The sequence below is a fragment of the Streptomyces sp. YKOK-I1 genome (assembly GCF_054660435.1).
In genome coordinates this window covers 4580120-4606131 of the sequence record NZ_BAAGDR010000001.1, presented here as the reverse complement: position 1 = coordinate 4606131, position 26012 = coordinate 4580120, and the positions used below count along the sequence as shown (strand labels likewise).

24 protein-coding genes are annotated in these 26012 nt (G+C 73.0%); 11 read left to right on the top strand and 13 right to left on the bottom strand.

Translation table 11 applies throughout. The annotated features are described in order from the left end of the window. The first annotated feature begins 121 nt into the window (after positions 1–121). The gene (locus tag ACYQ8Q_RS20105) at positions 122–1498 is read left to right on the top strand and encodes a hypothetical protein (protein WP_460066705.1); all 1377 of its coding nucleotides are present in this window, start codon (positions 122–124) and stop codon (positions 1496–1498) included. Between the two features lie 54 nt (positions 1499–1552). Further along, complete coding sequence (locus ACYQ8Q_RS20100) at positions 1553–2488, top strand: cyclase family protein (protein ID WP_460066704.1); 936 nt, start codon at positions 1553–1555, stop codon at positions 2486–2488. Positions 2489–2496: 8 nt separating this feature from the next. Here ACYQ8Q_RS20100 and ACYQ8Q_RS20095 read toward each other — a convergent pair whose 3' ends face one another. Further along, entirely contained in the window at positions 2497–3147 is a 651-nt protein-coding gene (locus ACYQ8Q_RS20095; protein ID WP_460066702.1) for a GAP family protein, read from the bottom strand. 225 nt (positions 3148–3372) lie between these two features. Here ACYQ8Q_RS20095 and ACYQ8Q_RS20090 point away from each other — a divergent pair, with 225 nt between their 5' ends. The 3 genes from ACYQ8Q_RS20090 to ACYQ8Q_RS20080 are packed head-to-tail and all read left to right on the top strand — an operon-like array spanning position 3373 to position 8223. Further along, complete coding sequence (locus tag ACYQ8Q_RS20090; RefSeq protein WP_460066700.1) at positions 3373–4953, top strand: GMC oxidoreductase; 1581 nt, start codon at positions 3373–3375, stop codon at positions 4951–4953. Further along, complete coding sequence (locus ACYQ8Q_RS20085) at positions 4950–6368, top strand: DUF2252 domain-containing protein (RefSeq protein WP_460066699.1); 1419 nt, start codon at positions 4950–4952, stop codon at positions 6366–6368. The genes ACYQ8Q_RS20090 and ACYQ8Q_RS20085 overlap by 4 nt, the downstream gene beginning before the upstream one ends. Positions 6369–6387: 19 nt before the next feature. Continuing rightward, the gene (locus tag ACYQ8Q_RS20080; RefSeq protein ID WP_460066697.1) at positions 6388–8223 is read left to right on the top strand and encodes a glycoside hydrolase family 15 protein; all 1836 of its coding nucleotides are present in this window, start codon (positions 6388–6390) and stop codon (positions 8221–8223) included. Here ACYQ8Q_RS20080 and ACYQ8Q_RS20075 read toward each other — a convergent pair. Continuing rightward, positions 8159–9478, bottom strand: coding sequence for a chloride channel protein (locus ACYQ8Q_RS20075; RefSeq protein ID WP_460073413.1), 1320 nt, complete (start codon positions 9476–9478; stop codon positions 8159–8161). The genes ACYQ8Q_RS20080 and ACYQ8Q_RS20075 overlap by 65 nt on opposite strands. A 157-nt stretch (positions 9479–9635) precedes the next feature. On the opposite strand from ACYQ8Q_RS20075, the gene ACYQ8Q_RS20070 reads away from it, so the two are divergent. Beyond that, positions 9636–10079 carry a helix-turn-helix domain-containing protein gene (locus ACYQ8Q_RS20070; RefSeq protein ID WP_460066695.1) on the top strand — a complete coding sequence of 148 codons (444 nt, stop codon included), beginning with the start codon at positions 9636–9638 and terminating at the stop codon, positions 10077–10079. Positions 10080–10089: 10 nt separating this feature from the next. Then, positions 10090–12456 carry an ATP-binding cassette domain-containing protein gene (locus ACYQ8Q_RS20065; protein ID WP_460066694.1) on the top strand — a complete coding sequence of 789 codons (2367 nt, stop codon included), beginning with the start codon at positions 10090–10092 and terminating at the stop codon, positions 12454–12456. 33 nt (positions 12457–12489) lie between these two features. Here ACYQ8Q_RS20065 and ACYQ8Q_RS20060 read toward each other — a convergent pair whose 3' ends face one another. The 5 genes from ACYQ8Q_RS20060 to ACYQ8Q_RS20040 all read right to left on the bottom strand — a co-directional run bounded on the left by ACYQ8Q_RS20060 (position 12490) and on the right by ACYQ8Q_RS20040 (position 18441). Then, entirely contained in the window at positions 12490–15069 is a 2580-nt protein-coding gene (locus ACYQ8Q_RS20060; protein WP_460066693.1) for an FtsX-like permease family protein, read from the bottom strand. Further along, a complete protein-coding gene (locus ACYQ8Q_RS20055; RefSeq protein WP_460073412.1) occupies positions 15066–15827 on the bottom strand; it encodes an ABC transporter ATP-binding protein in 762 nt (253 codons plus the stop codon). The genes ACYQ8Q_RS20060 and ACYQ8Q_RS20055 overlap by 4 nt, the downstream gene beginning before the upstream one ends. 41 nt (positions 15828–15868) lie before the next feature. Beyond that, complete coding sequence (locus tag ACYQ8Q_RS20050) at positions 15869–16306, bottom strand: hypothetical protein (protein ID WP_460066690.1); 438 nt, start codon at positions 16304–16306, stop codon at positions 15869–15871. Positions 16307–16496: 190 nt separating this feature from the next. After that, positions 16497–17162: a response regulator gene (locus ACYQ8Q_RS20045; RefSeq protein WP_460066688.1), complete on the bottom strand. Its 666-nt coding sequence runs from the start codon at positions 17160–17162 to the stop codon at positions 16497–16499. A gap of 67 nt (positions 17163–17229) precedes the next feature. Beyond that, positions 17230–18441: a sensor histidine kinase gene (locus ACYQ8Q_RS20040; protein ID WP_460066686.1), complete on the bottom strand. Its 1212-nt coding sequence runs from the start codon at positions 18439–18441 to the stop codon at positions 17230–17232. A gap of 272 nt (positions 18442–18713) precedes the next feature. Between ACYQ8Q_RS20040 and ACYQ8Q_RS20035 the strand changes: the two genes are divergently transcribed. The 4 genes from ACYQ8Q_RS20035 to ACYQ8Q_RS20020 all read left to right on the top strand — a co-directional run bounded on the left by ACYQ8Q_RS20035 (position 18714) and on the right by ACYQ8Q_RS20020 (position 21209). Then, positions 18714–19211, top strand: coding sequence for a MarR family winged helix-turn-helix transcriptional regulator (locus tag ACYQ8Q_RS20035; protein WP_460066684.1), 498 nt, complete (start codon positions 18714–18716; stop codon positions 19209–19211). Positions 19212–19330: 119 nt separating this feature from the next. Then, positions 19331–19948, top strand: coding sequence for a DsbA family protein (locus tag ACYQ8Q_RS20030; RefSeq protein WP_460066683.1), 618 nt, complete (start codon positions 19331–19333; stop codon positions 19946–19948). A gap of 29 nt (positions 19949–19977) precedes the next feature. Further along, entirely contained in the window at positions 19978–20784 is an 807-nt protein-coding gene (locus ACYQ8Q_RS20025; RefSeq protein WP_460066682.1) for an MBL fold metallo-hydrolase, read from the top strand. Positions 20785–20786: 2 nt separating this feature from the next. Beyond that, entirely contained in the window at positions 20787–21209 is a 423-nt protein-coding gene (locus ACYQ8Q_RS20020) for a nuclear transport factor 2 family protein (protein ID WP_460066681.1), read from the top strand. 43 nt (positions 21210–21252) lie between these two features. Here ACYQ8Q_RS20020 and ACYQ8Q_RS20015 read toward each other — a convergent pair whose 3' ends face one another. The 6 genes from ACYQ8Q_RS20015 to ACYQ8Q_RS19990 are packed head-to-tail and all read right to left on the bottom strand — an operon-like array spanning position 21253 to position 25923. Further along, entirely contained in the window at positions 21253–22305 is a 1053-nt protein-coding gene (locus ACYQ8Q_RS20015; RefSeq protein WP_460066680.1) for an LLM class flavin-dependent oxidoreductase, read from the bottom strand. Next, positions 22302–22520: a tautomerase family protein gene (locus tag ACYQ8Q_RS20010; protein ID WP_460066678.1), complete on the bottom strand. Its 219-nt coding sequence runs from the start codon at positions 22518–22520 to the stop codon at positions 22302–22304. Before ACYQ8Q_RS20010 ends, ACYQ8Q_RS20015 begins: the two co-directional genes overlap by 4 nt. A 7-nt stretch (positions 22521–22527) precedes the next feature. Beyond that, positions 22528–24018: an aldehyde dehydrogenase gene (locus ACYQ8Q_RS20005; protein ID WP_460066677.1), complete on the bottom strand. Its 1491-nt coding sequence runs from the start codon at positions 24016–24018 to the stop codon at positions 22528–22530. Continuing rightward, positions 24011–24742: an alpha/beta fold hydrolase gene (locus tag ACYQ8Q_RS20000; protein ID WP_460066675.1), complete on the bottom strand. Its 732-nt coding sequence runs from the start codon at positions 24740–24742 to the stop codon at positions 24011–24013. Before ACYQ8Q_RS20000 ends, ACYQ8Q_RS20005 begins: the two co-directional genes overlap by 8 nt. 6 nt (positions 24743–24748) lie before the next feature. Beyond that, a complete protein-coding gene (locus ACYQ8Q_RS19995; protein ID WP_460066673.1) occupies positions 24749–25300 on the bottom strand; it encodes an amino acid synthesis family protein in 552 nt (183 codons plus the stop codon). Beyond that, entirely contained in the window at positions 25297–25923 is a 627-nt protein-coding gene (locus tag ACYQ8Q_RS19990) for an amino acid synthesis family protein (RefSeq protein ID WP_460066672.1), read from the bottom strand. Before ACYQ8Q_RS19990 ends, ACYQ8Q_RS19995 begins: the two co-directional genes overlap by 4 nt. Positions 25924–26012 lie beyond the last annotated feature (89 nt).

Here is a 26012-nt window from a genome sequence, read left to right as displayed (position 1 = left end):
CGGACCCGGACCGTCGCACCCGCTGCCCGGGTCACCCGGCCGGCCGCCTCCCGGCCCGCCCCTCACCCCACCGGCCCCTCCCGGCTCGCCCGCCGGACCCCGCCGGGATCTCCTCGGAGGCATGACAGGCAGCGACACACCGCCGCCGGAGCGGCAGCCGGACCGCGCTCAGGAGCGTGAGCTCGAGGAACTGCACCGCCGGGTGCGGGAGCTGGAGAGCGCCCGCCACGAGCCGAAGCACCGGCTGCGCGCGCTCGGCTCCACCCTGCTGATCATCCTGGCGTCCCTGCTGGCCCTGCTCGCCGTGGTCGCGGTCTGGGCGAACAGCATCGTGCGCGACACCGACCGCTATGTCGCGACGGTGGCGCCGCTCGCCTCGAACCCGGACATCCAGAAGGCCGTCACCACCCGCGTCACCGACGCCGTGATCCAGCAGATCGACGTGGACGGGCTGGTCAAGCAGCTCAGCGACGCGGCGGCGGAGCAGGGCGTGCCGCCCAAGGTCGCCGATCTCGTCAACAACCTCGACGGACCCATCACCAACGGACTGAAGCAGCTGATCAGCACCACCGTGATGCGGGTGGTCTCCAGCTCCGCCTTCGAGACGGCCTGGACGAACGCCAACCGCCGGGCCCACTCCGCCGTCGACAAGGCGCTCACGGGCAGCTCCGACAGCGTCGTCCAGCTGAAGGACGATCAGGTCGCCATCGACGTCGGTCCCATCGTCGCCCAGGTGAAGGACCGGCTGGTCGAGTCGGGACTGACCGTGGCGTCGAAGATCCCGGCCGTCCACACGGACTTCGTGGTGGTCCAGGGCAAGGACATCGGCAAGATCAAGACGTACATGCGGATCCTGGAGGTCGTCGGCAACTGGCTGCCGATCATCGCGGTGCTGGTCGCCGCCGCGGGCGTGTTCGTGGCCGCCCACCGGCGACGGGCGCTGATCGGGGCCGCGATCGGCTTCTTCCTCGCCATGGTGCTGCTCGGCGTCGCCCTCACCGTCTTCCGCGCGGTGTACCTCGACCATCTGCCGGCGGGCACGAACGAGGGCGCGGCGGGCGCGATCTACGACGCGCTGGTGCGGTTCCTGCGCTCCAGCGTGCGGGCGGTCGGGGCGCTGGCCCTGGTCACGGCCATCGGCGCGTTCTTCGTCGGCCCGTCCCGGCCGGCCGTCTTCACCCGGCACTTCTTCACCAAGGGCATCGGCGCGGGCCGGGACGTGGCCGTCTCGGCGGGGCTGCGGCTCGGCCCGGTGGGCCGGTTCGTGCACCGCTTCAAGATGTGGATCGGGGTGGTGATCCTCGCGGTGGCCGCGATCGTCCTGTTCACCTGGAGCTATCCGACCACGGCGGTGGTGATCTGGACGGCCGTGATCGTGCTGGCCGCGTTCGGCATCCGCGAGTTCCTCGACACCGGGGACGCCGGGGAGACCGGAGACACGGGCAGGACCGGAGACTCCGGGGGCGGCGGCCCGGAGGGCGAACCGAGGACGGCCTGACGTGACCGTACGGCTCTGGGTGCGCGCGGCCGGCCGGCGGCCCATGGTGGGAGCATGCTGACCTCCCACCCGCTCGGCGAGTCGGGCTTCCGGTCGCTGTACCGGCGGCTGCTGAGCACGGCACCCGGCGCCGCCTCCCCGCGCGGCGCCCTGGAGACCCTCACCCCCGACCGGGTGCTGGCCGCCGTACGCGAGGTGCGTTCGGGCCGTACGGTGTCGCTGGCCTCCCCGGTCAACACCGTCGCCGCGCCGGACGACCCGCGGCCCGCCGAGCACCGGCTCACCGCACCGCCGGGCGGGGTCCCGGCACCCGGCGGGGGACTGGAGTTCGCCCGGGACCGGTTCGCCATGGACGTCCACGGTGACGTCAACACCCACCTCGACGCCCTGTGCCACGTCCTCTACGACGACACCGTGCACGGCGGGCTCCCGGCCGCCGACGCCCTCACCCCCGAGGGGGCGCGGACCCTCTCCGTCGACCTCGTCCGCGACGGTGTCGTGGGGCGTGCCGTGCTGCTGGACATCCCGGGGCTGCACGGACTGCCCTGGCTCGAACCCGGGACGAGCGTCACCGCCGAGGACCTGGAGGCCGCGGAGGTCCGCCAGGGTGTGCGGACCGGCCCCGGCGACCTGCTGCTGGTCCGGGTGGGCCACCGGCGCCGCCGTGCGGAACTCGGGCCCTGGGACGCCTCCGCCGCGCGGGCCGGACTGGATCCTGCGGCGCTGGAGTTCCTGGCCGAGCGGCAGGTGGCGGTGCTCGGCGGTGACGGCAACAACGACACCGCGCCCAGCCCGGTGCGCGGGGTGGACTTCCCCGTGCACGTCCTCGCCGTACACGCCATGGGGCTGCATCTGCTGGACTATCTGCGGCTGGAGGAGGTGCTGCCGCTGTGCGCGGCCGAGGGGCGCTTCTCGTTCCTGTGCGTGATCGCGCCGCTGCGGCTGCCGGCGGCGACCGGGGCGCCGGTCAACCCGATCGCGGTGCTCTGAGGCGGGGCTCAGGACGTGAGCTGGTGGATGCTCCGGCCCACCAGGAACAGCCCCGCCACCAGCGACACGGCGACCAGTGCCCGTTCCTGGTGGCCCTCCAGCCAGGTGCGCAGCCCGCCCAGGCGGGTGCGGGCCGAGTCGGGGGCGAGCATCGTGTAGATCTCCATCGCCAGCAGGCTGCTGGTGGCGATGACGCAGTACGCGACGAGGGCCACAGAGGACGAGGTGTGGGACAGATCGGCGCCCACCACGGTCGCCGCCCCGGCCGCCACGAGCCCCCACGGCTGGAGCAACGGCGCCAGCCCCGCCGCCGTCCATCCGGAGATCCGGTCGAGCCGGGCCATCATGCCGCCACCGGAGGACGTGCGGTGCCGCGGCCCGCGCCGGTGCCGGTGGCGGCCGTACCAGAGCAGCCCCACGCCGATGGCGAGCTTGACGGCGGAGGCGGCGGTGGACGGCGGCGACCGGGGCGCCGGGGGCTCCCCGCCGGTGGTGAGCAGGACGGCGGCCAGGACGGCCACGAAGCAGGCGAGCCAGGAGGCGATGAAGGCGACGCCCTTCCAGGTGCCGCCGCGCGCCGACAGCACCAGCACGAACGCCGTCACCGACAACGGGAACACGGCGATCGCCACACCGATCAGCACCAGGTCGAGCACCATCGCGCCCCCTGCACGGCCCCCACCACCCGACCGCTCTCACCCATGGCCCCATGGTCACCGCCCACCCCCGCCCCCGCACCCCGACACCCGGCCGGCCGACTCGCCGGGCCCCCCGTCCGGGGATACGTTGGAAGACGGACCGCGGCCGAACGATTCACCACCTTCACCACCTTCACCTCCTCACCATGAGAACCATCCCTGCTCCTTCCGAGGACGGCGGTCCGTATGTCCGAAGCGCGGCACTACGACGTCATCGTCATCGGCACCGGTGCGGGCGGCGGCACCCTCGCCCACCGGCTCGCGCCCAGCGGGAAGCGCGTCCTGATGCTCGAACGGGGTGACTACCTCCCCCGTGAACGCGACAACTGGGACTCCACGGCGGTCTTCGTCCGCGGCAAGTACCGCGCCCCCGAGTTCTGGTACGACAAACACGGCCACGCCTTCCCGCCCGAGGTCAACTACTACGTCGGCGGGAACACCAAGTTCTACGGTGCCGCCCTGTTCCGGCTGCGCCCCGAGGACTTCGGCGAGCTGCGCCACCACGACGGGCTCTCCCCGGCCTGGCCGCTGTCGTACGAGGACCTGGAGCCGTACTACACCCAGGCCGAGCACCTCTACCGGGTGCACGGCCGGCACGGCGAGGACCCCACGGAGGGGCCCACCAGCGCGCAGTACGCCCATGAGCCGGTCCAGCACGAGCCGCGCATCCAGCAGTTGAGCGACGACCTGGAGAAGCAGGGACTGCATCCCTTCCATCTGCCGATCGGCGTCGACCTCACCCAGGACGAGCGGGGCCGGGCCACCCACGACAGCGTGTGCATCCGCTGCGACCGCGTCGACGGCTTCCCCTGTCTGCTGGGCGCCAAGTCCGACGCCCAGGTCGTGTGCGTCGACCCGGCGCTGCGCCACGACAACGTGGAGCTGCTCACCGGCGCCGAGGTCCGCCGGCTGGTCACCGACCCGGCGGGGCGTGCCGTCACCGCGGTCGAGGCGGTGCTGCCGGACGGTTCGACCGAGCGGTTCGGCGCCGATGTCGTCGTCGTGGCCTGCGGCGCGGTCAACTCCGCCGTCCTGCTGCTGCGGTCGGCCAGTGACCGGCACCCCGACGGGCTGGCCAACAGCTCGGGCGTGGTCGGCCGGTACTACATGCGGCACAACAACCTCGCGCTGATGGCCGTCTCCAAGGAGCCGAACGACACCCGGTTCCAGAAGACGCTCGCCCTGCACGACTGGTACCTGGGCGCCGACGACTGGGACTTCCCCCTCGGCGGCATCCAGATGCTCGGCAAGTCGGACGCCGACCAGATCCACGGGGAGGCGCCGCGCTGGGCGGGCGCCGTCTCCCCGGACATGCCCTTCGAGGTGCTCGCCCACCACGCCGTCGACTTCTGGCTGTGCGGCGAGGACCTGCCCGCCCCGGGCAACCGGGTCACCCTCGACCATGACGGAGCCGTCCATCTGGCCCTGGACGAGAAGAACAACACCGCCGGGCTCGACCGGCTGCGGCACAAGCTCCAGCACCTGCTCGGACACCTCGGGATGCACGACCACCGGCTGCTGCCGCACAGCATCTACCTGCACAAGGGCATGCCCATCGGCGCCACCGCCCACCAGGCCGGCACGGTCCGCTTCGGCGACGACCCGGCGAGTTCCGCGCTCGACGTCACCTGCAAGGCCCATGACCTCGACAACCTCTACGTCGTCGACACGAGCTTCTTCCCGAGCATCGGCGCGGTCAATCCGTCGCTGACGGCCATCGCCAACGCCCTGCGCGTCGGCGACCACATCGTGGAGCGTCTGCAATGAGCGAGAGCAACCCCACTGTTCACGAGATCCGCCACCGCACCCCGAAGGAGCGCGCCGAGCGCGGCAAGGCCGCCCGCAGCGCCGTACCGAGGTCCGTGCACGCCGAGTTCACCCCGCCGCCCAAGCGCACCGACCCGGTGGACATCATCGAGGGGCAGTCGGCGCGACGGGTCGCCGAACTCGTGCCGATCCGCTACGGCAGGATGAGCGAGTCGCCCTTCCGCTTCTACCGGGGCGCCGCCGCCATCATGGCCGCCGACCTCGCCGAGACACCCCGCACGGGTATCCGGGTGCAGCTCTGCGGGGACGCCCACATGCTGAACTTCCGGCTGCTGGCCTCGCCGGAGCGCCGGCTGATGTTCGACATCAACGACTTCGACGAGACCCTGCCGGGCCCCTGGGAGTGGGACGTCAAACGGCTGTCGGCCAGCCTGGTCATCGCGGGCCGCGCGAACGGCTTCAGCGCCAAGGAACGGGCGGCCGTGGTGCGGGGCGCCGTGGAGTCGTACCGGCTGCGGATGCGGGAGTTCGCGGGCATGGGCAACCTCGAGGTCTGGTACACCCGCTTCGAGGCCGACGAGCTGCAGCAGCAGTTCGCGCCGGACCTCGGCGCCAAGACCCGCAGCCGCTGGGCGCAGACCCGGGAGCGCGCCCGGGGGCACGACACGCTGCAGGTCTTCGACAAGCTCACGCAGGTCGTCGACGGAAAGCGGCTGATCGCCAACGACCCGCCGCTCGTGGTCCGGCTGCAGGACCTGCTGCCGTCCGACGAGGGCCGCTCGCTGGAGACGGAGATCGGCCGCCTCGTCGAGCGGTACGGGCAGACCGTGCAGTCCGACCGCCGGTTCCTGCTGGAGAGCTACCGGGTCGCCGACGTGGCCCGCAAGGTCGTCGGGGTGGGCAGCGTCGGCACCCGCTGCTGGATCGTGCTGCTGCTCGGCAAGGACGACGAGGACCCGCTGTTCCTCCAGGCGAAGGAGGCCGACGACTCGGTCCTCGCGCCGTACGCCGGCTCCGCCGGGTTCCGCACCCAGGGCGAGCGGGTCGTCGCCGGACAGCGGCTGATGCAGGCCACCAGCGACATCTTCCTCGGCTGGGAACGCACCACCGGCATCGACGGCCGCCGCCGCGACTTCTACGTCCGTCAGCTCCGGGACTGGAAGGGCATCGCGGTGGCCGAGAACATGTCGCCGAAGCGGATGCGGCTGTTCGGGCAGCTCTGCGGCGCCACGCTGGCCCGCGCCCACGCCCGCTCGGGCGACCGTATCGCGATCGCCTCCTACCTGGGCGGCGGCGATGTCTTCGACCGTGCGCTGGCGACCTTCGCCGAGCTGTACGCCGACCAGAACGAGAAGGACCACCAGTCCCTCCTCGACGCGGTGAAGGCGGGCCGGGTCCTCGCCGAGTCGGCCTGAGGAGCGGGGTGAGACCGTCATGGACCGCTATCCGCCCATCGCCGATCACGGACTGATCGGGGACCTCCAGACCGCCGCGCTGGTCACCTCCGAGGGGGTCGTCGACTGGCTCGCGGCGCCCCGCTTCGACTCGCCCAGCGTCTTCGCGTCCCTGCTGGACCACGACCGCGGCGGACACTTCCTGTTCGCGCCCACCACCCCCGAGGTGACACGCCGCCAGCTGTACTACCCGGACAGCGCCGTCGTGGTGACCCGGTTCCTGTCGCCGGACGGGGTCGGCGAGGTCATCGACCACATGCCCGTCATCGCCGACCGCACCCCGTCCGACCGGCACTCCGTGGTGCGGGTGGTGCGGACCGTGCGCGGCACCGTGCGCTTCGACCTGGACTGCCGGCCCCGCTTCGACTACGGCCGGGCCAGCCACACCCTCGACCTGGCCGACGGGTCCGCCGCCTTCCGCACCCGCGGGGCGACCGGACATCTGCAGACCACGTTCCCGCTGCAGCCGCACGGGACCGACGTCCGCGGCTCCGTCACGCTGAACGCCGGCCAGTCGGCGGCGGCCGTGTTCACCGTGTGCGGCCCGGACGGCGAGGCCCCGCCGCCGCCGACCGTCGACTCGGCCGAGGCGGACATGTGGGACGTCATCGACTTCTGGCAGCGCTGGCTGCGCAGCTCCCGCTACCGGGGCCGCTGGCCGGACATGGTCAACCGCTCGGCCATCACCCTCAAACTCCTCACCTACGGCCCGAGCGGCGCCCCCGTCGCCGCCGCCACCACGGGACTGCCCGAGCAGGTCGGCGGGGAACGCAACTGGGACTACCGCTACACCTGGGTGCGCGACGGTTCGCTGTCCGTGCGGGCCCTGCTCGACCTGGGCTTCGTCGAGGAGGCCGCCCAGTTCGTGCGCTGGCTCGGCGACCGGCTGAGGGACCGCGACGGCTCCGGCACCGAACCCCTGCAGATCATGTACCGGGTCGACGGCGACCCCGTCCTGACCGAGGAGACCCTCGACCACTTCGAGGGCTACCGCGGCTCCCGCCCCGTACGCGCCGGGAACGCCGCCGCCGACCAGCTCCAGCTCGACATCTACGGGGAGCTGTTCTACGCGATGTCCGAGGGCATCGACGAGATCGGCCAGCAGGTCGGCTACCACGGCTGGAAGGGCCTGACCCGGCTGATGGACTGGCTGAGCGACCACTGGGACCGGCCCGACGAAGGCGTCTGGGAGACCCGCGGCGGCCGCAAGGACTTCACCTACAGCCGGGTGATGTGCTGGGCCGCCTTCGACAACTGCCTGCGCATGGCCGAGGAGTTCCGGCGGCCCGCCGACACCCAGCGCTGGACCCGGGCCCGCGACGAGATCCTGGAACAGGTCATGGAGCGCGGCTGGAGCCAGAAGGAACAGGCGCTGGTCCAGCACTACGGCGGTGACGTCCTCGACGCCTCGCTGCTGCTCGCCCCGCGCGTCGGCTTCATCGCCCCGCGCAGTCCCGGCTGGCTGTCCACCCTCGACGCCATCGACCAGCGGCTGGTCTCCGACAGCCTGGTCTACCGCTACGACCCGGCGGCCTCACCCGACGGACTGCGCGGCTCGGAGGGCACGTTCAGCCTGTGCACCTTCCTGTACGTCGACGCCCTCGCCCGTGCCGGCCGGCTCCCGCAGGCCCGCTACACCTTCGAGAAGATGCATACGTACGCCAACCACGTCGGCCTGTTCGCCGAGGAGATCGGCCCGAGCGGGGAGCAGCTCGGCAACTTCCCGCAGGCCTTCACCCATCTCTCGCTGATCATGGCCGCGACGACCCTGGACGACGCCCTGGACGACGCGCTCGACCGGATGCCGGTGCGCTGAACGGGGGGATCGCCGGACCCTGCGGCAGCATCTCGACCACGACGAAGGAGAGCACGGCGGCCAGCACCACCAGCGCCACCGTGTCCACATTGCCCAGCAGCAGCACGACCAGCACCACACTGCTCACCGGCACCTTGAGCGCCGCGGTCACGGAGGCCGCCATGCCGACCGCCATCGCCGGCACCAGGCCCAGCCCGGGCAGCGGCGCGACCAGGGCGCCGGCCGCCCCGCCCAGGAACAGCGAGGGGAAGATCGGGCCACCGCGCATGCTGCCCAGACACAGCGCGTAGGCGAGCCCCTTGAACGCGAGGACGGCGACCAGGGCGCCCGCCGGCCAGGCGTGCGGGTCCTTCGCCAGCCCCGACAGGGCCGCCTCCCCGGACAGCGCGGCCTCGGCCGGCGAACGTCCGGTGGAGACGGCGTACAGGGTGACGCAGACCGCGACGCCGACACCGCACAGCGTGGTGTTGCGCACCGTGTGGGTCGTCACGAACCCGGCGGTGAACCGTCCGCCCACGAAGATCCAGTGGACGACGAACGCGATGGCCGGCGCCAGCACCAGCACCCACAGCACATCCGGCCAGTCCAGCGGCGGCGGCTCGGGAAGACCGATGTCCAGGCTGCCCGTCTGGAAGCCCGTCCAGTGCACGAACCCGGTGAAGATCATGTCCCCGACGCCGCTGGCCAGCAGGGCCGGCAGCATCACCGCGAACAGCTGCGGCCCGCCCACCCCGGCCACCTCCATCAGCAGCACCGCGCCCACCACCGGGTTCCCGAACAGCGTCGAGATGGACGCCGCGGACCCGGCCGCCGCCAGCAGCCCGGTGCTCGCCTCGGTCTGCGGCGCCCGCACCAGGCTCGCGAAGAGCAGCGCGAGGCTGCCGCCCAGCGCGATCAGCGGCGCCTCGGGGCCCAGCACGACCCCGAGCGGCAGACCGACCATCGCGGCCACCACGACGCCCGGCAGCGCCGCCTTGGTGATCCCGCCCGCGTGCAGGCCGCCGGCCGGCAGATGTCCGCCGCGGCCGGGCAGCCGCGCCACCACCAGACCGACCACGAGCCCCGCCACCGTCAGCAGCGGCAGCCCCCACCACCAGGGGGCCTGCTTCCAGCCCAGGTCCTGCGGCCACTCCTGCCAGATCAGGCGCTCCAGCTTGTTGACCGCCGCGAGGAACCAGAACGCGATCAGCGCCACCGGGATGCCGATCAGCCCGCAGAACACCAGCGCCTTGCGGTATTCCGGCCGGTTCAGCATGGTCCGCAGCACATCGGCTTCCAAGGGCTGGTTTCCCGTCGGACGTCCGCTCTTGTCTTCGCTCATAACATGACAAAGTTATCCATATCGTCCGGCGATGCCCGCTGCCACGCCGTAGCCCCCCCATGGCGCCCCACCCCTGTGGGATGGTGGTCCCGTGACCCTGGAGGACCTCGTCCGGCTGCGCCGGGCCCGTGACGCGATGGACCGCCACTACGCCGAGCCGCTCGACGTCCCGGCCCTCGCGCGCGTCGCCCTGATGTCCCCCGGCCACTTCTCCCGCAGTTTCCGCGCGGCCTTCGGCGAGACGCCGTACAGCTACCTCATGACCCGCAGGATCGAGCGCGCCAAGGCGCTGCTGCGGCGGGGCGACCTCAGCGTCACCGAGGTCTGCTTCGAGGTCGGCTGCACCTCGCTCGGCTCGTTCAGCTCCCGGTTCACCGAGATCGTCGGTGAGACCCCGAGCGCCTACCGGGCCCGCGCGCACGACGAGGGCGCCGCCGTCCCCGCCTGCTACGCCAAGATCCACACCAGGCCGGTCAGGAAGGCCGGTCAGGAGCCGGTCAGGAATGGAGAAGCGAAAGCGGGCCCCCGCCCGTAGCGTGAGCCGCATGGCCCACACCGTCGCACCGCACCTCGCCGACAGCCACGACCTGATCCGTGTGCACGGAGCACGCGTGAACAACCTCAAGGACGTCAGCGTCGAGATCCCCAAGCGTCGGCTGACGGTGTTCACGGGCATCTCCGGCTCCGGCAAGAGCTCCCTCGTCTTCGGGACGATCGCCGCCGAGTCGCAGCGGCTGATCAACGAGACGTACAGCGCCTTCGTCCAGGGCTTCATGCCGACCCTCGCCCGGCCCGAGGTCGACGTGCTCGACGGGCTGACCACCGCGATCATCGTCGACCAGCAGCGGATGGGCGCCGACCCCCGCTCCACCGTCGGCACCGCCACCGACGCCCACGCGATGCTCCGCATCCTCTTCAGCCGGCTCGGCACCCCGCACATCGGCCCGCCCAGCGCCTACTCCTTCAACACCGCCTCGGTCCGCGCGAGCGGCGCGATCACCGTGGAGCGCGGCGCCCAGCGGGCCGTGAAGGCGACGTACACCCGCACCGGAGGGATGTGCCCGCGCTGCGAGGGCCGCGGCTCGGTCACCGAGATGGACCTGACCCAGCTCTACGACGACACCAAGTCCCTCAACGAGGGCGCGCTCACGATCCCCGGCTACAGCATGGACGGCTGGTACGGCCGGATCTTCCGCGGCTGCGGCTTCTTCGACCCCGACAAGCCGATCCGCCGCTACACCAAGCGCGAGCTGCACGACCTCCTCCACAAGGAACCCACCAAGATCAAGGTCGAGGGCATCAACCTCACCTACGAGGGACTGATCCCGAAGATCCAGAAGTCGATGCTCAGCAAGGACGTCGACGCGCTCCAGCCGCATGTACGGGCCTTCGTGGAGCGGGCGATGACCTTCAGCGTCTGCCCCGAGTGCGACGGCACCCGGCTCAGCGAGGGCGCCCGGTCCTCGAAGATCGAGGGGCTGAGCATCGCCGACGTCTGCGCGATGCAGATCAGCGACCTCGCCGACTGGGTGCGCGGACTGTCCGAGCCGACGGTGGCGCCCCTGCTCGACGCGCTGCGGCACACCCTGGACTCCTTCACGGAGATCGGCCTCGGCTATCTCGCCCTCGACCGGCCCGCCGGCACCCTCTCGGGCGGCGAAGCCCAGCGGGTGAAGATGATCCGCCACCTCGGCTCCTCGCTCACCGACGTCACCTACGTCTTCGACGAGCCCACCACCGGACTGCACCCGCACGACATCCAGCGCATGAACGACCTGCTGCTGCGCCTGCGGGACAAGGGCAACACGGTCCTCGTCGTGGAGCACAAGCCGCAGGTCATCGCGATCGCCGACCATGTCGTCGACCTCGGCCCCGGCGCGGGCACCGCCGGCGGCGCCGTCTGCTTCCAGGGCGGGGTGGCCGGGCTGCGGGGCAGCGACACCGTCACCGGCCGGCACCTCGACGACCGGGCCGCCGTCAAGGACACCGTGCGCACCCCCACCGGGAAGCTGGAGATCCGCGGCGCGACCACGCACAACCTGCGCGAGGTCGACGTCGACGTCCCGCTCGGGGTGCTGACCGTCGTCACCGGGGTCGCCGGCTCCGGCAAGAGCTCGCTGATCCACGGCTCCATCCCGGCCGGCGAGGGCGTGATCTCGGTCGACCAGGCGCCGATCCGCGGCTCGCGCCGCAGCAACCCGGCCACGTACACCGGACTCCTCGACCCGATCCGCAAGGCCTTCGCCAAGGCCAACGGCGTCAAGCCCGCGCTGTTCAGCGCCAACTCCGAGGGCGCCTGCCCCACCTGCAACGGCGCCGGGGTCGTCTACACCGACCTCGCGATGATGGCCGGCGTCGCCACCACCTGCGAGGAGTGCGAGGGGCGGCGCTTCCAGGCGGCGGTCCTCGACCACCACCTCGGCGGCCGGGACATCACCGAGGTGCTGGCGATGCCGGTCGCCGAGGCCGAGGAGTTCTTCGGCGGCGGCGAGGCGCACACCCCGGCCGCCCAGCGCATCCTCGGCCGGCTCGCCGACGTCGGCCTCGGCTACCTCACCCTCGGCCAGCCCCTCACCACCCTCTCCGGCGGCGAACGCCAGCGCCTCAAGCTCGCCACGCACATGGCCGACAAGGGCGGCGTCTACGTCCTCGACGAGCCCACCGCGGGCCTCCACCTCGCCGACGTCGAACAACTCCTCGGCCTGCTGGACCGCCTGGTCGACGCCGGCAAGTCCGTCATCGTCGTCGAACACCACCCGGCGGTCATGGCCCACGCCGACTGGATCATCGACCTCGGCCCCGGCGCGGGCCACGACGGCGGCCGCGTCGTCTACGAGGGCACCCCGGCCGACCTGGTCGCGGCCCGCCCGACCCTCACCGGGGAGCATCTGGCGGCGTACGTGGGGGCCTGAGGCCCGGCTGGTGCGCGGGCGCCCGACCCGCCCTCACTCGGCGTCCCCCAGCGCCGTCATCGGGCTGACCCGCGTCGTGCGGTGGGCCGGGAGGAGCCCCGCCAGGGCGGTGAGGAGCGTCAGACCCGTGAGCACCAGCACCAGCCGGCCCAGCGGCAGCAGCAGGGGGGCCGTGCCGACGGCGCTGCGGACGAGCAGCCAGGCGTAGGGGACGCCGAGCGCCAGACCGAGCACACCGCCCAGGACGCCGTAGAGCCCCGCCTCCAGGGCGATCGTCCGGCGCAGGGCCCCGCCGCCCAGGCCCAGCGCGCGCAGCAGCCCGAACTCCCGGGTGCGTTCGACCGCCGTCAGACCGGTGGTCGTGGTGACCCCGACGACCGCCATGAGGACGGTCAGGGCGACGAGCCCCAGCGCGGTGGTCAGCAGCACGTCGAGGGTGCCCCGGTTGTCGTCCCGGACCTCCGCCAGGACGCGCAGGCCCGCCTCGTCCGGGTCGGCGGCGTGCGCCCGGACCAGGGTCCCCAGCGCCCGGTACGCCTCCCCGCGCGCCGCCGCTCCCCGGTGCGCGGCGTCGGCGAGGACGCCGCTCGCGTGCGCGGGGGCGCCCAGCCGGTCGAGGTCGCCGGGTGCGACGACCACGTCCGCCCTCAGCGGGCCCGGCCCGGGCAGGGTGGCGGCGACGGTCAGCCGGATCCGCCCGTGCCGGGACGGCAGGGTGAAGCGGTCGCCCGCCCGCACCCCGAGCGACCTGGCCAGGCCGGCGGCGACGAGCGCACGGCCGGGACCCAGGCCGTCGAGGGAGCCGGTGACGGTCCCGAGGTCCGCTCCGGTCGGCAGCGCGCCCGGATCCAGGTCGCTCACCTCGATCTCCTGGCCGTCGAGGGTCACCGGCAGGACGCGGTAGGCGGTGGCCCGGGCCAGCTCGGGCGCCGCCGCGAACGCCCGGACCGCGCCCGCGTCCCAGCCCCCGGCACCGGCCGTGACCTCGAAGTCGGCGGGGGCGGTGACGGCCGCGTCCCGGTCCAGATAGCCCCCGAGACAGGCCACGGCGACGAGGGCTCCCGACACCAGCGCGACACCGAGGGCGACGACCACGGAGACGGCCGCGGCCCGCCGCGGGGTGCCGCCGACCCCGCTGACCGCCAGCCGCCCCGTCGCGCCCAGCCGGCGCAGCGGCCACCCGGCCACGGCCAGTACCGGCCGCACCAGCAGCGGCCCCAGCGCGACCAGCGCCAGGAAGGCCAGACCCGCCGAGCCGACGGTGCCCAGCATGCCGAGGTCACGGTCGTAGTCCTGCTGCCCCGGCCCGGGCAGCTCGTTCACCACCAGCGCGGCGAGCCCCACGGCCAGGGCGGCGAGGACGGTCCCGGCGGTCAGCCGGACGGGACCGATCCGCCGTTCCCCGGTGACCGTCCCGGCCGTCCGCAGCGCCTGGAGCGGTGACACACCGGCCGCCGCCAGCGCCGGTGCGAGCACCGCGCCGACGGTCACCAGCACCGCCCCCACGACCACCAGCGCGCCGTACGCCACCGGGAACCCCGGCGCCGACAGCTCCCGGCCGGCGAGCAGCCGCGCGGCCGCCGGGGCGAGGTGTCCGGCGCCCAGCGCGAGGAGCACCCCGGCCGCCCCCGCGACCGCCCCCACCAGCGCGCCCTCCACGGCGAGCGCGGTCACCAGCCGGCGCCGCCCGGCGCCGACGGCCCGCAGCAGCGCCAGCTGCCGCAGCCGCTGCGCGAAGACGATCCGGAACGTCGAGGTCGCCACCAGGGCCGCCGCCCCCACCGCGACGGCCAGGAACACGGAGATCAGCCGGAACATCTCCCGCAGATCCCCGCCCACGGCGTCCCGTTCCTCCTGGGCCCGCACGGCGGCCCCGGTCGTGACGGACGCGCCCGGCGCGTCCCGCTCGAGCAGGGCCCGCACCCGCCGGGCCACCTCGCCCCGTACGACCCCCTCCTCGGCCCGGATGTCGATGCGCGGATATCCCGGCGACTGGGCGTACGGCAGCAGGCGCGCGTCGGTGGCGTACCCGCCGGCCCGCTGCTCGGCCGTCGTGGAGCTCCGCACCACTGCGGTGACGGTGAGGGCGACCTCGCGGGTCCGCTCCGGGTGCGCGGGGTCGGGGAGGAGCAGGGCGGTCCGGCTGCCGGGGGTGAGCAGGAGTTCCTCGGCGGCCTGCCGGTTGACCGCGATCTCGCCGGCGGCGTCGGGATAGCGGCCCTCGACGAGCCGGACCTGTGACAGCGGTCCGGTGCCGGGGTCGGCGTACAGCGGCAGATAGCGGTCGAAGCCACCGGCGATCGGCGCGCCCGCGTCCACCCGTCCGACCGCCTCGGCGACCCCGGGCAGCGCGCGGATCCGCCGCAGCGCGGCGGTGGAGAAGCCGGTCGCCGCGTCCTCGCCGGGGGCCACGACCAGGGTGACGGCCTCCGGGGTGCCGCGGAAGCGGTCGAGGGTGGTGCGCACCGTGATCTGCTGGGCCATGACGGCGGCGAAGACGACGAAGGCGGCGACGAGGACCGACAGCCCGGTGGTGAACAGACGGCCGGGGCGGCGCAGCAGCTCGGCGAGCTGCGACCCCAGGACGGTCGCCCGCCAGGACGGCGACGTCATGCGCTCCTCCTTGAGGAGGAGTTGCCGCGCTCTACAAGGCGGTCGGGTGCGGGGCGGTCGTCGGTGAGGCGGCCGTCGGTGAGGGTGAGGACCCGGTCGGCGTGGGCGGCGGCGCGTGGGTCGTGCGTCACCATGAGGACGGTCTGCCCGAGGTCGCGCACGGAACGGCGCAGGAACTCCAGGACCTCCGTGCCCGAGCGCGAGTCCAGATTGCCGGTCGGTTCGTCGGCGAAGACCACGGCGGGCCGGGCCACCAGGGCCCGCGCCAGCGCCACCCGCTGCTGCTGCCCGCCGGAGAGTTCGGCGGGCCGGTGGGACATCCGGTCGCCGATGCCGAGCACCCCGACGAGATGGTCGAGGAGGTCCCGGTCCGGGCGCCGGCCCGTGAGGGTGACCGGCAGCGCGATGTTCTCCAGCGCCGTCAGCTGGGGCAGCAGGTTGAACGACTGGAAGACGAAGCCGGCCTTCTCCCGCCGCACCCGCGTCCGGGCCCGCTCGGACAGCCCGGTGAGGGCCGTGCCGTCCAGCACCACCCGGCCCGAGGTGGCCGTGTCGAGACCGGCGAGGCAGTGCATCAGCGTCGACTTGCCCGACCCGGACGGCCCCGTGATCGCCGTGAACCGGGCCCGGGCGAAACCGACGGTCACCCGGTCCAGCGCCCGGACCTCCGTCTCGCCCTGCCGGTAGGTCTTCACGAGATCCACGGCGGCGGCGATGTCCCGGTCGTCGGGGAGGGGCGCCCCCGTTTCCCGCGCCATGACCATGAGCCGCACTCCCTTCTCCTCTTCCCGGCCCGGTGTCAGGAGGCCAGCGGCGGGAAGGAGATCGCGACCTTGGCGTCCGCGCAGTGCTCATTGGCCTTGTCCGACAGCGTCAGCACCTTCCGGTCCGACGGGGGAGTCCCCTCGCCCTTCGCCTTGTCCGCCGCCCACACCTCGTACTGGGCGACGCGGAAGCCGAGGTACCCGTCCTTCATCTGCGCCCGGCGCATCCGCATGGTGTCCTGCTCCCACCGCTCGACGGCGGCCCTGTCGGTGGGGAGGTGCTGGGCGTCGTCCACGATCCGCTGCGCCAGCGCGCAGTCGGCCTTGGAGGCCTGGCTGGGCCGGTTGTGCTCCTGCCACCAGAGCCCGGCCCCGGCCGCCAGTACGGCGGTGAACGCGAGGGCGACGGAACCGAGGACGATCGCCCTGGTGCGACGGCGGGGACGGGGACGGGCAGGGGTGACAGCGGACACGACGACCTCCGGGAGATGTCCGGGAAGTCCTCCGGGGAGTCCGGAGAACATGCGGAAAGTCTCGAAGGAACGGCGTCCCGGCACATCAGCCGCCGATGCGATGTCCGGACGGCGCACATGCAACCGCGGTCAGAGGACGGGACTACGACTGCGGTCGCAGACCGGCGGGTCGACGTGCGGTGACGCGGGGTCAGCCGGCGGGGCTGACCAGGCCGGCGTCGTAGGCGAAGATGACGGCCTGCACCCGGTCCCGCAGGTCCAGCTTGGTCACGATCTTGCCCAGATGGGTTTTCACGGTCGCCTCCGCGATGAACAGCCGCCCGGCGATCTCGCTGTTGGACAGCCCCTCCGCGACCAGCCGGAGCACCTCGCGCTCACGGGCGGTCAGCAGGTCCAGCCGCTCGTCGTGCCGGGGCGAGGGCGCCAGCCGGCCCGCGAACCGGTCCAGGAGCTGACGGGTGACGCGCGGCGCCACCACCGACTCCCCGGCCGCCACGACCCGGATCGCCGACACGACCTCCTCGGGTGGTGTGTTCTTCAGCAGGAAGCCGCTCGCCCCGGCCTGGAGCGCCGCGAACGCGTCCTCGTCGGTGTCGAAGGTGGTGAGCACCAGCACCCGGGGCCCGCCGGGCAGCCGGCTCAGCCGCTCGGTGGCCTCGACGCCGTCCATGACCGGCATCCGGATGTCCATGATGACGACATCGGCCTCGGTGCGGGCCAGCAGCGCCACCGCGTCCGCGCCGTTCTCCGCCTCGCCGACGACCTCGATGTCGTCCTGCGCGGCCAGCACCATCGCGAACCCCGCCCGGATCAGCGGCTGGTCGTCCACGACGACCACCCGTATCGCACCGCTCATCGCACCCGTCCCGCCCGTCCGCTCATCTCGTTCGTTCCCTTCGTTCTGTTCGTTCCGTTCGTTCCGCTCATTCCGCGGCCCTGTCGACGCGCCCCGTCAGGGGAAGTTCCGCGTCCACCCGCCATCCCGTGCCGAGGCGCGGCCCCGCGCTGAAGGTGCCGCCGGACACCTCCACCCGCTCGCGCATGCCGACGAGCCCGTTCCCGCCGCTGCCCCGGCCCACGGCCTCCCGCGCCCCGGCCAGCCGCCCGGCCCCGTCGTCGACCACGCCGATCCGTACGGCGTCCCGGCCGCACCGCAGCGAGATCGCCACCTCGGCCCCCGGCCCGGCGTGCCGCAGCACATTGGTGAGGCTCTCCTGGACGACCCGCAGCACGGTCAGCCCGTCCGCCGTGGACAGCCTGTCCCGGTCGCCCTCGATGTCCAGGTCCACCTTCAGCCCCGCCGTGCGGGCGCGTTCGGCGACCGTCTCCAGGTCGTCCAGGGAGACGCGCCGACGGCCGGCGTCGGCGTCGACGGACTCGCCGCCCGGGCCGGAGGAGGCGCGCCCGGCCCGCAGCACCCGCACGATCCGGTGCATGTCCTCCAGCGCGTCCCGCCCCGTGTCGGCGATCGCCTTGAGCGCCGTACCGGCCCGGTCGGGGTCGGACGTGAGGGCGTACCCGGCGCCGTCGGCCTGGAGGATCATCACCGCCAGGCTGTGGGCCACCACGTCGTGCAGCTCCCGGGCGATCTCCGCGCGCTCCTCGGCCGCCGCGAGCCGCACGAGATGCTCCCGCTCCCGCTCGGCGGTGGCGGCCCGGGCCTCCAGGCTCGCGACGTACAGCCGCCGGGTCCGCAGCACCAGGGCGGTCAGCCACACGGCCGCGCAGACACCGGCGATGGCGACGATGTCACCGAGGCCCTCGTCCTGCCCCTCGCCGAACGGCAGCAGCCCGCCGAACGTCACGACCACGCCCACCAGCACGATCGCGCCCGCCGCGTAGACGTGCCGCATCGAGCGGGCGTGCGTGACCACGGACACCATCGCGATGAGCAGCGCGCCGTCGTACGGGGTGGGGCCGGACCCCAGCGCGAACTGGAGCAGCACGAGCCCCGTGACCACCCCCATCACCGCCGTCGGCCGGCGCCGACGCCACAGCAGCGCCAGCGCCATCGCCCAGCCGACGACCTGGTGGAGGTCGTCGTCGGAGGAGGCGGTCGTGTAGACCACCAGCACCGCGAGCGCGACGTCGTACGCCGGCCGCACCCATGGCTGACCCAGTAAGCCGCGCACCATGGCGCACAGGCTACGCCGCGCACCACCCACCCCACCGCCCAAGGCCACCCGCCTCAGGACCCGTATCACCGCGAACCACCTCAGGAGCTCCGGGAGTTCGATGTCGACGGCGCGGAACACACCCCCCCAGCCCGCGACGCGGTGAAGCAGGTCCGGACCCTGCCGCGCGAGCGCGGGCCCATGGCCGCCTCGGGACGCTCCGGCACAATGAGCCTGATCGGTGCGGGTGCGGGTGCACGGGACCACCGGGAGACGAGAAGGGCGGCGAGGGCGTGGACGAGCAGGCGGAGGGGATCTCCTCGCCGAGGGACGCGGCGAACAACGCGCTGGTGCTGGCCTTCGGGCGGCTCCAGGGCGCGGCGAACCGGCTGGAGTACATCCTGGGCCGCTCCCTGGAGCAGGAGTGCGGCATCACCCATCTGATGTTCGAGGTGCTGCTGATCCTCGGGCGGGCCGGTGAGCCGGGTCTGTCGATGCGGGCCGTCGCGCAGGAGCAGGTGCTCACCACCGGCGGTGCGACGCGCCTGGTGGACCGGATGGAGGCGGCCGGGCTGGTCGAGCGCGCCGAGGACCCCGACGACCGGCGCGGGCGCCTGGTGCGGCTGACCCCCCTCGGCGAGGAGACCGCCGTACGCGCGTCCCGGCTGCACGTGGAGAACATCCGCCGCTACTTCCTCGACCCCCTGCCGGCCGAGCACCGGGAACGGTTCGCCGAGGACCTGCGGATCCTGAGCCACTCCGCCCGGGACGTCCTGCCGCGCCTGCCCTGAGCACCCGCCCACGCTGTGGCGGCCGTCACACGAACGAGGAAATATCTGACGCGTCAGTTACTGTTTGAGCAGACGAATCGTTCGCACCCCGCGGGCGCCGCATCCTCCCGAGGACCCCGATGAAGCTCGTCTACGCCTTCGACGCCTACTGCGGCTGGTCGCACGGCTTCTCCGCCACCCTGGGCGAAGTCGTCTCCCGGCACCCCGGACTGCCGGTCGAGGTGGTCTCCGGCGGCCTGTTCACCGGAGCGCGCCGCGTCCCGATCCGCGCGTTCGGCCACGTCCGGGGCGCCAACGCCGAGATCGCCCGGCTGACCGGCGCCGAGTTCGGCGAGCCGTACGAGCGGCTGATCGCCGACGGCACGTTCGTGATGGACTCCGAGGCCGCCGCCCGCGGACTCGCCGCCCTGCGCGGGGCCGCTCCCGACCGGGCCGCGGAACTGGCCGTCGCCCTGCAACGGGCCTTCTACGTCGACGGCCTCAGCCTCTCCGACCCGGCGACCCCGCGGAAGGTCGCCGAGGACGCCGGACTGGACGCCGACGCCGTGGCCGCCGCCTTCGAGGGGCCCGAGGCGCGCGCGGCGGCGGAGGCCGACTTCCACCGGACCGCCTCGCTGGGCGTCGAGGGCTTCCCCACCCTCCTCGCCGTCGACGGCGACCGCGTCACCCCTCTGGCCTACGGCCGGGCCGGCGCCGACGAGATCGACCGACGCCTGGCAGGCATCCGTACGACCTGACAGTCCCGCACCCCCCCAAGGAGTCATCCATGAGCACCCTCTCCTTCAAGGTCCTCGACCTGGACTTCCCGGTCGGCAGCAAGAACAAGACGGCCACGCTCGTCACCGGTGAGTCGGAGGCGCTGCTGGTGGACGCCGGCTTCACCCGCGCCGACGGCCACCGGCTGGCCGCCGAGATCCTCGACTCCGGCAAGAAGCTGACAACCGTCTTCGTCAGCCACGGCGACCCCGACTTCTACTTCGGCGCCGAGGTCCTCGCCGACGCCTTCCCCGACGCCGTCTTCGTCGCCACCCCGATCGTCATCGAGCACATCGCGCACTCCTACGAAGGAAAGCTCAAGGCCTGGGCCGCCCTCGGCCCCAACCTCCCCACCCGGCTGGTCGACCTCGCCCCGCTCAGCGGGGACCTCACCCTCGAAGGCCACCGCTTCGAGCTCAAGGGCGGCCCGGCCGCTCTGCCCGACCGCCACTACCTGTGGCAGGCCGGGCACCGCGCCCTCCTCGGCGGCGTCCTGCTCTTCCAGCAGGAGCACGTCTGGGTCGCCGACACCCCCACCCCCCAGGACCGCGCCGCCTGGACCGACCTGCTGGACGAGATGGCCGCCCTCCAGCCCGAGCTGGTCGTCCCCGGCCACCGGCTGCCCGGCACCGCGGCCGACGCCTCCGCCATCACCGCCACCCGCGACTACCTGCTCGCCTTCGAGGAGGAACTGGCCGCGGCGGCCGACGGCGCCGCGCTCACCGAGGCGCTGGTCGAGCGCCACCCGGACCACGGCATGCTGATCGCCGCGCAGATCGGCGCGAAGGTCGCCAAGGGCGAGATGAAGTGGGGCTGACCATGACACACGACAGCACCGACTTCGCCACCTCCACCGCGCCCGCCGACGTCGTACGGCGTCAGTACCTCGCCTCGGCCGCGGGCGACCTGGCGGCCCTGCGCGCCACCCTCGCCCCGGACGTGGAGTGGACCGAGATGGCGGGCTTCCCGCTCGCCGGCACCTACCGCACCCCTGACGGCGTCACCTCCAACGTCATGGAGAAGCTGGGCCGGGACTGGGACGACTGGACCGCCCACGACGACACGTACGTCGTCGACGGCGAGAACGTCGTCGTCCTCGCCCGCTACACCGCCGCCCACAAGGCCACCGGCAAGCGGATCGACGTCCGCGTGGCCCACCACTTCGTCGTACGCGGCGGCCTCGTCGTCCGCTTCGAACAGTTCGTCGACACCGCGCTCGTCCGCGCGGCCATGACCGACTGAACCCGCGCACACCGGGGAACGCCCGATCGGCCGTTCCCCGGTGTCAGGGGGCCGACTGGAACGCCGGGACGACGTCCTTGATGAACAGCTCCAGCGACCTGCGCTTCTCCTCGTGCGGGAGGCCGGTGTCGATCCAGAAGCTGTACTCGTCGACGCCGAGCTCCTGGTAGCCGCGCAGACGCTCGATCACCTCGGCGGGGGTGCCGATCATCGCGGTCCGGTGCAGCGACTCCGGGGTGAACTCGGGGCGGCCCTCGAACTTCGACTCCGGGCTGGGCGGCAGGAAGCCGTTGACCGGGGTCGACCGGTTGCCGAACCAGGCGTCGAAGGTCCGGTAGAACCGGCCGATCGCCTCCGCGGCCGGCCGCCAGCCCTCGGGCTCGTCGGGGGAGTGGACGTGGGTGTGCCGCAGCACCATCAGCTCGGGCCGTGCCACCTCGGGGTGGTTGGCCACCGCGGTGTCGAACTTCCGCTTCAGGTCGACGACTTCCTCGTCCCCCTTCATCAGCGGGGTGACCATGACATTGCAGCCCTGGGCGACGGCGAAGTCGTGGGAGTCGGGGTCGCGGGCGGCGATCCACATGGGCGGGGTGGGCTGCTGGACCGGCTTGGGCACGCTCGTCGAGGTCGGGAACTGCCAGATCTCGCCGTCGTGCGCGTAGTCGCCCTGCCACAGCGCCCTTACGGCGGGCACGAGTTCGCGCAGGTGCTTGCCGCCGTCCCGGGCCGAGAGCCCGCCCGCCAGCCGGTCGAACTCGAACTGGTAGGCGCCGCGGGCGAGTCCGACCTCCATCCGGCCGTTGCTGATCACGTCCAGCAGCGCGCACTCGCCGGCGGCCCGGATCGGGTTCCAGAACGGGGCGACGATCGTCCCGGCGCCCAGCCGGATCGTCGAGGTCTGCGCGGCCAGATGGGCGAGGAGCGGGATCGGGCTCGGGGAGATCGTGTACTCCATCGAGTGGTGCTCGCCGATCCACACCGTGCCGAAGCCGCCGGCCTCGGCCATCAGGGTCAACTCGGTCAGATTCTCGAAGAGTTCGCGATGGCTGACCTCCTCGTCCCAGCGCTCCATGTGGACGAACAACGAAAACCTCATGACTGCGGCTCCTTGCGTGATGCGGTGGCGTCCATCTCGGTGAGGGTCACGTCACCGGTCGCCCAGTGGGACCGGGGCACCTCGTGGACGACGACACGGATGTACTCGGGCTTGGTGTCCGTGGTGCGCAGGACCGCGGCGTGCACCTCGTGCAGCAGGGCCCGGATCTGCTCCGGGGAGCGGCCCGCGGCGAGGGTGATGGCGACCTGGGGCATGTCGTTGTCAGCTCCGCATCGTGAACGGGTCGGCCACCGGCTCCTCGCTGGTGTTGATCCACACGCTCTTCAGGCGCGTGTACTCCCTGATCGTCTCGGTGCCGTGCTCGACCCCGACACCGCTGGTCTTGAAGCCCTGCCGCGGGGACATGGGGGACATGGCCCGGTAGGTGTTGACCCAGACGGTGCCCGCGTCGAGGCGCGCCGCCATCCGGTGCGCGCGCGAGAGGTTCGTCGTCCAGACACCGGCCGCGAGCCCGTACTCGGTGTCGTTGGCCAGGCGTACGACCTCCTCCTCGGAGTCGAACGGCATGACGGCCAGCACCGGACCGAAGATCTCCTCGCGGACGACCCGCATGTCGTTGTCGACGTCGACGAGGATGGTCGGCTCGTAGAACCAGCCGCCGAGCCCGCCGCCGTCCGTGGGGCGTCCGCCGGTCAGCACCCGGGCCCCCTCGCTGCGGCCGAGGTCGACATAGCCGGCCACCTTGTCGCGCTGGCCGGCGAAGGCCAGCGGGCCCAGCTCGGTCGCCGCGTCCAGGGGATCCCCGATGCGGATGGTCCCGGCCCGCTCGGCGACCCGCTCCAGCAGCTCGTCGTAGACCGACCGGTGGGCGAAGACCCGGCTGCCCGCGATACAGGTCTGCCCGGCGGCGGCGAAGATGCCGGCCACGACGCCCATCGCCGCGTTCGCGACGTTCGCGTCCTCGAAGACGATGTTGGGGGACTTGCCGCCGAGCTCCAGCGTGGAGCCGATGAACCGGCTCGCGGTCGCCGCGGCGATCCGCGCCCCGGTGGCGGTGGAGCCGGTGAAGGAGATCTTCGCCAGGTCGCGGTGGTCGACCAGCGCCTGTCCCGCCTCGGCCCCGAACCCGGTGACGACATTGACCGCGCCCGGCGGGAAGCCCGCCTCCAGCGCCAGCTCGGCGAGCCGGACGACGGTCGCCGAGGTGTACTCGGACGGCTTGATCACCACGGTGTTGCCGGCGCACAGGGCCGGAGCCAGCTTGCTGCTGGTCAGCGTCAGCGGCGAGTTCCAGGGTGTGATCGCGCCTACGACACCGAGCGGCTCCCGGGCCGTGTAGTTCAGCACCTGACGGTCGGAGGTGGGGATGAAGTCGCCGTGGATCTTGTCGGCGAGCCCCGCGTAGTAGTGGTAGTACTCCGGCAGGGTCGCCAGCTGCCCCCGCATCTCGCGCAGCAGCTTGCCGTTGTCCTGGGTCTCCATCCGGGCCAGGTCCTCGGCGTTCTCGGCGATCAGCTCACCGAGGCGGCGCAGCAGATGACCCCGGCGGGTCTGGCTGAGGTCGCGCCAGCGCGGGTCCTCGAAGGCGCTCCGCGCGGCCGCGACCGCCCGGTCGATGTCGGCCGCGTCGCCGCGCGCCGCCCGGTAGAGGACCTCGCGGGTGGCGGGGTTGCTGCTCTCGAAGTACTCGCCCGACGCGGGCTCCACCCGCGCCCCGCCGATGACGTGCTGCAACGTGGTGAGGTCAGACATGGGCACACTCTCCGAGGAAGGTGGTGAGGGAGTCGACCAGCGCCCGGGGACGCTCGACGGGCAGCATGTGACGCGCCCGGGGCACGACCACCGCACGGCAGTCGGGCAGCGCCGCGGCGAGCCGGCGGGTCATCCCGGGGGTGGAGCCGGGATCGTCCTCCCCCGTCACCGCCAGCGCGGGTACGGCGATCCGGCCGAGGTCCGGGGCGAGGTCCGCGTCCGCCGTGGCGAACACCCGGTAGCAGCCCAGGAAGGAGCCGACGTCGTTGGCGAGCAGCGTCGCCCCGGTGCGGGCCACCCGGTCGGCGCCGACGTCCGTGCCGTCGTACCACCGCTTCAGGGACGCGGCCGCGCTCGCCGCGAAGTCTGCCTCCGCGGTGCGCAGCCGGGCGAGGACGGAGTCCCGCTCCTCGGGGGTGCGCGCGCACACCGAGCTGACCGAGGTCAGGGTGGCCACCCGGTCGGGCCAGTGCAGCGCCAGGTGCTGGGCGACCAGCGCGCCCAGGGAGAATCCGACGAGGTGCGAGCCGGCCGGGATCCCGTCGGCGACCCCGTCGGCCAGGTCGGCGAGGCTCACCCCGTCGGGCACCGGGGGGCGGGTGCCGTGGCCCGGCAGGTCCGGGGTGATCACGGTGAAGCGGTCGGCCAGGAGCGCGGCGACCGGCTCCCACATGGTGTGGTCGAGTCCGACGCCGTGCAGCAGGACCACGGTCGGCTGGCTCATGGGCACCTACTGTTCGGTCGTGAGCGGCGCGAGGCGCTGCTGGGGGCGTCCCTGCGCGGCGGCGGCGAGCGCGATGACGATCTCGTGCGGATGCGGGGCGTCGCTGACGCGGACCTCGAAGCTCTGGTGGTGCGAGCGGATCGTGGCGTCGGTGATGTGCTTGAGCGGGATGTCGAAGACCACGCCGGCCGGGCCGCGCTTCTCGACCGCGGGCAGCAGGGTGGTGGCGTTGGCCGCCTTGCGGAAGTGGTCGCCGAACTTCAGGGTGTGGATCAGCGCCGAGCCGTGCTCGATCTCGCCGTCCAGCCCCACGATGGCGGCCTTGCCGTAGGCCTCGGCGGGCGCACCGAGGGCGTCGAGGACCGCGGGGGCGAGCAGCGCGCCGAGGTCGGAGGCGTGGGCCTCGATGCCGGGGCCGAGATCCTCGACGAAGCCCTGACCGGCCCAGGGGTTCTCGATCACCGCGGCGACGACGGCGATCCGGGCGGGGCGGGCGAGTTCCCGGCCGCCCTCGGTGTGGATCTCCTCGACGACGGTCACGATCCTGCGGACGCTCATGAGGAAACAACCTCCAGGGTTTCGGTGGTGACGACGGGGTCGGTCAGCCGGTCCCCGATCCGGGGATGCGGGCGCGGCCCGGTCGACGCGGCCGCGATCACGACGATCTCGTCCGCGCGCGGACCGTCGGAGACCCGGGCGCTGATGGTCTGGTAGTGGCTGCGCGTCGCGGCATGGGTCTTGTGCCACAGGGGGATGACCAGCGACTCCCCGGCCTCGCCGCGTGTGTCGGCGAAGCAGATGATGGACTCGCCCTGGAGGAACTCTCTCACCAGGTTGCCGAAGTACGGGGTGTGGATGAGCGCCCCCGCGTGCTCGATCTCGCCCGCCGTGCCGACGATGGCGGCCTTGCCGAACGACTCGATCTCGTCCGCGCCGCCCAGGGAGGTGAGGAGCCGGTCGGTGAGCAGCCTCGCGAGCACCGGTGCGATACGCGCCTGCTCCGGATTGAGGTCGGTCGAAGGACCGGACCCCAGCCAGGGATTCCGTACGACCGCGGCGGCACTCGCTCGCCACGCCGGTCGCGCGGGCGCCGCACCCGCCTCGGTCAGGACGACGTCACGGTAGAGCACGAGCTTGCGGAGACCGATGCTCTCGTCAGGGTGTTCCCAGCTCTCTTGCATGGCACAGGACGATAGGCATCCCCGTCAAACCGGTCAAGGGTTGCTGCCCGAATGGGCTCCGGATGTCGGCCGTAGCCTCGGTCCGGCGT